This is a genomic window from Chitinophaga sp. (assembly GCF_036566945.1).
Lineage (GTDB): Bacteria > Bacteroidota > Bacteroidia > Chitinophagales > Chitinophagaceae > Chitinophaga.
Genome location: NZ_DATCVJ010000846.1, coordinates 1 through 9413, shown reverse-complemented (window position 1 = coordinate 9413; position 9413 = coordinate 1). Strand labels below are relative to the sequence as shown.

Sequence of the window (9413 nt, the reverse complement as noted above, 5' to 3'; positions counted from 1 at the left end):
ATATTTCCTTCAATAGCGCTGATCTGTTGAATATTCACCAGATAGGATTTATGTGGCTGCAGAAATTGGCGTGAATAGAGCTTTTCCTGCACCGACTTTAAGGTAGCATGTGTTACGATCTTCCTGTCGGCCAGGTAAAAGGCCACATAATTTCCCAAAGCTTCGGCAAACAGAATGTCGTGGAAAAATACCTTTTCCAGTTTGGTGTCTGACTTAATAAAAATATAAGGCTGATCACCGGATTGCTGCGTGGAAAAATAATCATAGGCTTTATTCGCTGCCTTTAAAAACCTTTCAAAAGAAACGGGTTTCACCAGGTAGTCCAATACATCCAGTTCAAAGCCTTGCAGGGCATATTGCTCGTAGGCCGTGGTAAAGATTACTTTGGGAGGATTCGGATAACTTTTCAGAAATTCAATGCCTGTCATATAAGGCATTTCAATGTCCAGGAATAGGAGGTCTACAGGCTGCTGTTTCAGCACCGTATTCAGCTCTATGGCATCTTCACATACTGCCACTACCTGCAGAAACCCTGTTTTAGCGGCATATCCCTGTAATCCTTTTCCAGCAATAGGTTCATCATCCGTGATGATACATTTTATGTTAACGTGATCCATCAGTGTATAGTCAGTTTTAACTCAGCAAAAAAACTATCTTCTTTTATTTGTGTCGTTAATGTATGCATGCCAGGGTATAATAATTCGAGTCTTCTTTTCAGATTATCCAATCCGATACCGCCGGTTCGTACAAGTGGGATGTTATCTGGTATTGAATTTTCCACTAAAAAACATATTTCCTCTTCCTGTTTTATTAATTGCATACGAATGTGAAAGTTACCGCCCACATACTTAAACGCATTTTCCACCAATGGTAAAAAAAGCAACGGATATACCTGTTCCTCCCGCAGGGATTCATCGAAACATACGCTGAGCTGCAACTTTTTGGAAGATCTGATTTTCTGCAGGTCAATAAAGTTTTGCAGATACTGAATTTCCTGCAGGATCTTCACCTGTTGCTGCTGATCATATAACTGATACCGCAGCAGTTCAGAAAAACTTTCCACCGTTTTCTTTGCCGCCGTTACATCTTCATCCATCTGAAAATAAATGGTGTTTAAAGCATTGAACAGAAAATGCGGATGATATTGTGCCCTTAAAAATTTCAATTCCGTTTGCAGCTGATCATTGGCGATTTTTTCCAATTGTAATTTGTTTTGTACATATGCCTGCAGGAAGATGTGACTACGCCGCACACCATAATAGATCAGCGAATATAGCAAGGGGATAACGTTGATATCCACTACATCATACCATTGCAGGCCGTCATCAGTAAGTGCTGCCATAGGAAGCACAATGGCATTCTGCAGCAGCTGGTTTACCACAACAACAAAGAAGAGTTCCTGTGCTATTCTTTTATAGGAAAAATCGGCCACTCTTTTTTCGTCAAAATAACGGAACAACTGGTTGAATGTCCACACGAGACAATAGCCCATAGTGATGCTGCATATCACTTCTATCGTGTTCAGCAACAATGGCCGGTGCCAGAATCGCATACCGGAAGAACTGTCTGCCAGCAGGCGGATGGTATAGTATACCAACAGACCGTAAACAGCAGGGAAAATATATTTCCAATATCCTTTCATAATAATAGGTGGAAGTTACAATTAATTATGCAGTGGCGGATTCTATGGGTAACACTACTTTTCTCCCATGCAAATAAGGTGATGGTGGTTGCATAAAATCTATTTTTATACAAACCTATCTGTAGCGGAGGGTATGGTAAAATATATTTGACATCCGGACATATTCCGGTGGTGAAAAGACTAGCCTTTGAAAAACAGGCATCAGAAATAATGTATAAAGCGGGTATATCAGAAAAATCAGTCTAATATACCCGCTATTCTATTTACGGCTTCAATACCTTAAACGCATGGCTCCAGTCGTTGTGCAAAAAGCCCGGGATACACCACAAAATACACAATGGCTCAATAGCGCGTGCAGCTGCCGCCACGCCCATATCTGCTGTTTCCCAGCCGAAATCCGTTAGTATATCCGTGACCGTTTGTTTAGCGGTGGTACTATTGCCACAAATAAACATGGTAGGTGTACCACCGGAAAGCTGTGGTTTGTACATCAGCGGGCCTCCCACGCTGTTAAAGGCTTTCACTACGTTGGCTTCCGGAATCAGCTGTTGAATTTTCTCCATCAGCGATCCATTTATATCTGTAAAAAATTTCAACACGCCATCTTCCGGAGGTGCGCTGGCAATAGGGTTGGTGGTATCGATCACCGTTTTACCCGAGAAGTTTGGGATGCCAGCCAGTTCTACAGCTGATAGCGCAGCTCCGCCGCCTACCGATAATATGAGCAGTTCGCCAAACTGTGCGGTGGCGTCAAAGGTGCCGGTTTGTCCTTTTGCATTTTTACTTTGCCATTGCTGCACCTCTTCTTTTTCAGGGGTGCGGCTCCCCAGCATTACTTCGTGTCCTTCCTGTAAAAAGGCAGCTCCCAAGGTTTGTCCTACTATGCCGGAGCCAATAATACCTATTTTCATGATGTGATTTTTTTTGAGAGAATGATGATGATAGTTAATAGTCTTATTCCTGCTGCAATGAAAAAAATCCTGTCTATAGTTAAAAGATAGTTGTGTAAAGAAAGATACAAATTAGTGTTGATAATTAATCCTCCCACAAGTTAAGTTTACGGCTGTGCGTCCGAAAAAACGGAGCTCCCTGCACAAGCAGAAATTTAGTACCTTTCATAATGCCACCGTAAACCAGCCCGTTATGAAAAGATTGTCCCTGATCTGTTTCTTTCTGATCTGTATGTTCACTGGTATGCCAGCAGTTTTTGCTGGTGACACTGCATCTTATTATACACAACAGCTCGACAACCGTAACGGACTTTCCAATAGTGCTGTCAACTCCCTGTTCCTGGATTCGGATAAGTTATTATGGGCTACTACCTGGGATGGACTCAATATGTACGATGGCACAGCGTTTCATGTATTCAACTACAGCAAGGATAATCCATTACACAGTATTGGTAACAACGTAATACTGCAGGTGATGGAAGATGGAGACCGGCGGATCTGGCTCAGTACCATTGAAGGTGTATCCCGTTATGATAAACAGACTGGTAAGTTCTATAATTATTTTTACAGCCGGCAGCAACGTAGTCGTATCAGCGAGCAGGAATACCGCCTCATAGCCGATACGGCCGGCCAACTCTATTGTTTGAGCCGACAGGAAGGACTGACCCGGTATAATGCCCAGGCAGATTCGTTTGTGGTATGTCCGCTTCCCGCCGGCAACAACCGGATCAGCAAAGCGGTTTTTGATGCTGCAAATCACCTGTGGGTACTGCGTGGTGACGAGAGCCTGGAAATATACGCCGACTGGCAGGCGCAATGGCCGCTGTTGCAGCGCTATACCAATGTACAGGCGTTGTTTTCGCTGGAGGGCCGGATTTTTTTCACCACTACCGCACATGAGCTGATGGCCGTATCTCCTGGCACGCACCAGGTGCAATTACAGGCATTGCTTCCGCATGCCGTTATTGCCATGACCCGTTATGGATCGGATTATTTGCTGGCCTGGACTACGCAGGGCTTTGGCGTATACGATGCACAATTCCGGCCGGCGCATTTGTTGCCCGAGGTGACGCGGCAACTACAGGACATGAAGATTATGTCGTGGGCCACCAGCAGTGAACAGGTGTTATGGTGTGGCACCGATGGCAATGGCATCATCAAAGTATATCCGCAAACAAAATATTTTGGTACTATAAACCGGAATACCGGCGGTGCGGCTTTCAACAAACCTATCCGGGCTTTTTGTGATAATGGCAACGATCTGTGGGTAGGCACCAAAGGCAGTGGTATCATCTGTTTACCCGGCTTTACACGGCAGCCGGCTATCACCCGACAACAACTATTTACCACAGAACTGGACGATAACTCCGTATTTGCGCTGTGTCGTGGCCGGGATAGTATGATCTATATAGGTACTGATGGCAAAGGATTGTCTGTTTATGATCAGCTGCATAAACGCTTCTTCCAATGGCAACAGCTGAACGGCAGCAACAGGTTGCCGGTATTCGGCTCCGTATATGCCATACAGCCCGATGCGGATGGCTGGCTGTGGCTCGGTACCAGCGGCTATGGGCTGGTGCATCTGCGTATTCAGCGACAGCAAGAGAAAATGGTAATAAGTGGATTTGAGCAATATACTTTTAATGGCACCGACAGCGGACCTGCCAATGATATCATTTATTCCCTCGCACCCGGCCCTGGCAATACACTCTGGGTAGGCTGCCGCTACGGAGGACTTAACCTGTTCAACAAAACTCAAAAGAAATTCCTCACTTTTAAAGCGTTCAGCTATGAAGGTGGTTTATCACATAATGATGTGCTGGCACTTTACCGTGATACAAGGCAGCGGTTGTGGATAGGCACCAGCTATGGACTGAACTGTATTGCAGAAGCAGATATCAGGCAGGCACGCCCGGAATTTATCCGGTATAATACCGGCAACGGACTGCCCAATAATACCATTCATGCCATCACACAGGATAACGATGGTCTGATCTGGGTGAGTACCAATAAAGGACTCGCGCGTATCAATCCGGCCAGCGGAGAAATATCGCATTTCCAGGAAGCAGACGGACTTCAGAGCAACGAGTTCAGTGATGGAGCGGTGTGGAAAGATCCCGGTGGCAGATTGTACTTCGGTGGTATTTACGGCTTCAACTATTTTGTACCCGGTAATATCCAGGAACGCCGCGTGTATCCCAACCTGCTGATATCAGGACTGCAACTGGCCGGGAAAACAAATGAAAACGGATTACAGGTGCTTAAACCAGGGCAGTATAACGGCGCCACCTATACGTTACCACGAAGGGATAACTTTTTCGAACTGCAGGGGAAAGCCGTGAGTTTTCTGCATGCAGAAAAATGTGAATACGCCTGGTTGCTGGAAGGTTATGATAAAAGCTGGCAATACACCGGTGGCAATGGCAGAATTGCCTACAGTAATGTTCCCCCCGGACAGTATACCCTGAAAGTAAAATGGAGCAATGGTGAAGGCGTATGGACACCTCCCAGCGTACTGCTCACACTTACTATCCAACAATATTTCTGGCTTACCTGGCCCGCATTTGGATTATACCTGTTACTGCTAGTAGCCGCAGGTACTGCTTTCTGGCTATACCGTAAAAATAAACTGGAGATGAAGCACCAGCTGGAAATGGAACATCTCCTCCGAAAAAAAGAAGAAGAAGTACACGAAGAACAACTCCGTTTTTTTACCAACATTGCCCATGAGCTGCAAACGCCTCTCACACTGATTGTTGGCGCCGCAGAACGCAGCAGGGAACAACCCGGTGATACCTATCACCAGGCATTGGTGCATCAGCACGCATCCCGGCTCACCTACCTGGTGCAGCAGTTACTTGAATTCCGCAGAGCAGAAGCTGGTTTCCTGGAGAATTATTATGCGCCGTTGAATATTTCTGCGCTGCTGGAAAATATTGCCGCCCTGTTTAAACCCATGTGTCAACAAAAAGCATTGCAGTTCCAAACGGCTATTGCTCCGGCCATGATGGCGGGGATGGACAAAGACAAACTGGAAAAAATCCTGTTTAACTTACTGAGCAATGCATGTAAGTATACCAACCGGGATCAGTCCATCATTTTCAATGCACAGCAGGATAAAGACCACCTGGAAATTTATGTATACAATTCAGGTGCACATATTCCTGCAGCACAATTGGAAAATCTCTTTACCCGCTTTTTTACCACCAGCGCTCCTACACAGGAAAAGTTCGGTACCGGCATCGGCCTCGCTTTTACCCAGCAGATGGTGTTGCTGCTGCATGGCAGTATCCATGCAGCAAATGAAAACGATGGCGTGGCCTTTTATGTAAGGCTGCCGCTGAAGGAAGAAGGTAGTGTGCTGGAAGCGCCGGCAAATCCGGCTCCCTCCTACCTCTTACAATCTATTACGGCACCGCTGTCGTTGTCCGGAACACCAGCCATTGATCCCAACAAATTATCGCGCATACAAAGTTTGCAGGAAGCGGGTAAAAAAAGTATACTGCTGGTGGAAGATGAATACGCTATCCGGCAGCTATTAAAAGATCAGCTTTCCGGTCAGTATATTATATATGAAGCCAATAACGGCAGCGAAGCGCTGGAACTGATCCGGCAAACTCTCCCCGATCTGATCATCAGCGATATTATGATGCCCGATATGAACGGCCTGGAACTTTGCCATAAAATAAAGCATGCCGCCAGCACCTGCCATATACCTTTTATTATTTTATCTGCCCGTGGTACCCTCGACCAGCAAACAGAAGGTTATGAAGCCGGGGCCGATGCCTACCTGCCCAAGCCCTTCTATGCGTCGCACCTACAGGTACGCGTACGTAAACTGCTGGAATACCGCGAACGCCTGCACGAAATTTTCAAGAGAGATCATCCGCTGGGACAACTGGAAGACACAGAGATGGCAGACGCCGACAAACAATTTCTGCAGGAACTGGTCCGGGTAATAGAAGAACATATCGATGAAGAAGGACTGAATGCAGCCATCCTGGAAAAGCAACTGCTGCTCAGCAAAATGCAGTTGTACCGCAAACTGAAAACCATTTCTAATATGACACCGGCAGAGTTTATCCGCTATATCCGGCTAAAACAGGCCGCCCAACTGTTAATAAAAACCCAGTTAACCGTAGCCGAAATTTTTTATAAAACAGGTTTCAATAACCAGTCTTACTTCTTCAGAGAATTTAAAAAGATGTATCAATGCTCCCCCAATGAATACCGGGAACAACAAACTGCTGTTTAGGGAAGAGAGCTTTTAGCTTTTAGCTTTTAGCTTTTAGCTTTTAGAAAATAACTTGTTGATTTATAACGATTTATTTTTAGATTGTACAGTCCTTTGTAACTATAGTACAGCATCTTCGGGCTACATCTGCCTATCTTTAAGCCATCCAAATCAATCAAAAAATAATGCACGTATGAAAAAGCAGGGATATGTACTGCGGTAGTTCCATTCAAATCCAACGTTAATTACTTTTTAAAACAGGTTCCTCCAGGGGGACGGAACCATTAAATTCTTACGAATGAAAAACTGGACACAACTAATGTCAGCGGTGTTATTGCTGCTGCTTGGCGGGGCAACCTATGCCCAGGTGAAAGTAAGTGGCCGTGTAAGTGATGAACAAGGTGGTGTGCTCCCGGGCGTTACCGTGATGCAATCCAATACCAGGAATGGCGCCGTTTCCACGGTTGATGGCAGCTATACCATTACACTCATTACCGGCCAGGCACCTACGCTGCAATTCTCCTTTATGGGTTATCTCACCAAAACGATTCCCTATTCCGGCAGCGGCCCACTGAACATTTCTTTGCAAAGAGATGAAGTAGCGTTGAAAGACATCATCGTGATTGGTTATGGCACGCAGCGCAGAAGTCAGGTAACAGGCGCCATCTCCTCCATAGATGGAAAAGACCTGGTGAACACACAGGCCGTAGATCTCAGCACCGCTTTACAGGGACAGGCCGCCGGGGTATCCGTCACCTCTCCTACCGGTGCACCGGGTATGGAAGCAGTAGTGCGTATCAGGGGGATTGGCTCTCTTAGTCAAAGCAGCAATCCACTTTACATTATAGATGGGGTACCAATGAACTCGGGGCTGAACACTATTTCGCCCAACGATATCGCGGCTATTGAAGTACTGAAAGATGCCGCCGCTTCCGCCATTTATGGCTCCCGTGGCGCCAATGGCGTAATCCTCGTTACCACTAAATCCGGACAAGCCGGCAAAAATGAAATAGGCGTGGATATCGCGTTTGGTTTGGCGAAAGCCAGCGGCCTGCCTGATATGCTGAGTACCAGCCAGTTTATAACGCTGCAGAACGAAGCCTTTGCCAGTGATGGTTCGGCCAGCCGAAACCAGGACGATCCTTCCCAATTACCCAATACCAACTGGCTCAATGCCATTTTCCGTCAGGCGCTTACCCAACGTTATAACCTGAACTTTTCCGGTGGCTCCGATAAAACACGTTATTACCTGGCGGGCAATGTGGTGAACCAGGACGGTACCATTGTGAACTCCAATTTCAAGCGGTATGGATTACGTTCCAATGTAAGCAGCGATGTAAAGAGCTGGTTGAAGGTGGGCGAAAACATGAGCATCACCTACGATCGTACCCAGGAAATAGGCTCCTCCGGTGATGGCGCCAGGGCAGGCAGTTTGCCGGGTGTGGTACGCTATGCGCTCATCAGGCCCAATGCGATACCGTTCTATGATGATAAAACCGGTTTCTATTCCGACCTGCCGCCTGCGGATCTCTATAAAAATGCTTTGTTATATGGTGATGGTAAAAATCCATTGGCCATTGCCGAATACCGTACCCGTACTGCCAGCAAATACCGCCTGTTGGGTAATGTGTTTGCAGAAGCACACTTTCTGAAAGATTTTAAACTCCGTACCGACCTGGGCACAGACTTCTATATTGCAGAGCAACAACAATACAGCGGACAAATCCCTGGTGATCGTACATTGATGCAGGATAAAGACAAAGGACTGGATAAATATCGCAACCGGTATACTACCTATAACTGGACCAATGTGCTCAGCTATAATCACACCTTTAATGAGAAACACACCGTAGGCGTGACCCTGGGGTCGGAATATATTTCTTCAAAAGTAGACTACCTCGCCGCGTCGCGCAATGGCTACGATAATCGCGCTGATGGCTCTCCCAGTTTGCAGTACCTCGATTATGGTTCCGGGCAGCAATTCAATAGCGGTACCCTGGAAGAATGGGGCCTGATGTCTTATTTCGGCAGGGTGACTTATGCATACGATAATAAATATATGGTCAATGCCAATATGCGGGCAGATGCCTCTTCACGTTTTGGCCCTTCCAACCGTTGGGGTTATTTCCCTTCTTTTTCTGCCGGCTGGAATATCGCCCACGAAAATTTTATGAAAGACGTGACCTGGCTCAACGACCTGAAAATACGTGGTGGCTGGGGACAGCTGGGTAACCAGGATATTGGCCTCTACCCTTTTGCGACCATCTACTCTACCAGCAACAATATTTTACAGGTGATCAGTCGTGGTAACCCGGATGTGAAATGGGAAACCACTACCCAGTCGAACATTGGTGTGGACGCGGGTTTTCTGAAAGGCGCCCTCACCCTTAGCGTAGATTATTTCAATAAGCAGTCTTCCGATATTCTCATACAGCTGCCTTCCTCCTACACCAACGGAGATGCTACCCCACCGTATGTCAACGGCGCTAAAATGAGCAATAAAGGACTGGAAATTACCGCTGCTTACCGGCAATCTCTTCAGAAGGATCTCTCTTTTAATATAACCGCCAACGTTACTACCCTGCAT

At 46.3% G+C, this 9413-nt stretch carries 5 protein-coding genes; 2 read left to right on the top strand and 3 right to left on the bottom strand.

Annotated features, from left to right (window positions below; all coding sequences use genetic code 11):
* The 3 genes from VIP81_RS25535 to VIP81_RS25525 form a co-directional block, all read right to left on the bottom strand.
* Positions 1-617, bottom strand: a 617-nt coding sequence (locus VIP81_RS25535) for a LytTR family DNA-binding domain-containing protein (protein ID WP_331967916.1), incomplete at its 3' end; no start/stop codon positions are given.
* Positions 617-1642 (bottom strand): sensor histidine kinase, encoded by a 1026-nt coding sequence (locus VIP81_RS25530; protein WP_331967914.1) that lies wholly within the window; start codon positions 1640-1642, stop codon positions 617-619. The genes VIP81_RS25535 and VIP81_RS25530, both read right to left, overlap by 1 nt.
* 263 nt (positions 1643-1905) lie before the next feature.
* Positions 1906-2553, bottom strand: a complete 648-nt coding sequence (locus VIP81_RS25525; protein WP_331967912.1) for an NADPH-dependent F420 reductase — start codon at positions 2551-2553, stop codon at positions 1906-1908.
* Positions 2554-2785: 232 nt separating this feature from the next.
* Here VIP81_RS25525 and VIP81_RS25520 point away from each other — a divergent pair, with 232 nt between their 5' ends.
* Together VIP81_RS25520 and VIP81_RS25515 are read left to right on the top strand one after the other, a co-directional pair.
* Positions 2786-6847, top strand: a complete 4062-nt coding sequence (locus VIP81_RS25520; protein ID WP_331967910.1) for a two-component regulator propeller domain-containing protein — start codon at positions 2786-2788, stop codon at positions 6845-6847.
* 277 nt (positions 6848-7124) lie between these two features.
* The coding region (locus VIP81_RS25515; RefSeq protein ID WP_331967908.1) for a SusC/RagA family TonB-linked outer membrane protein at positions 7125-9413 on the top strand (2289 nt) is incomplete at its 3' end.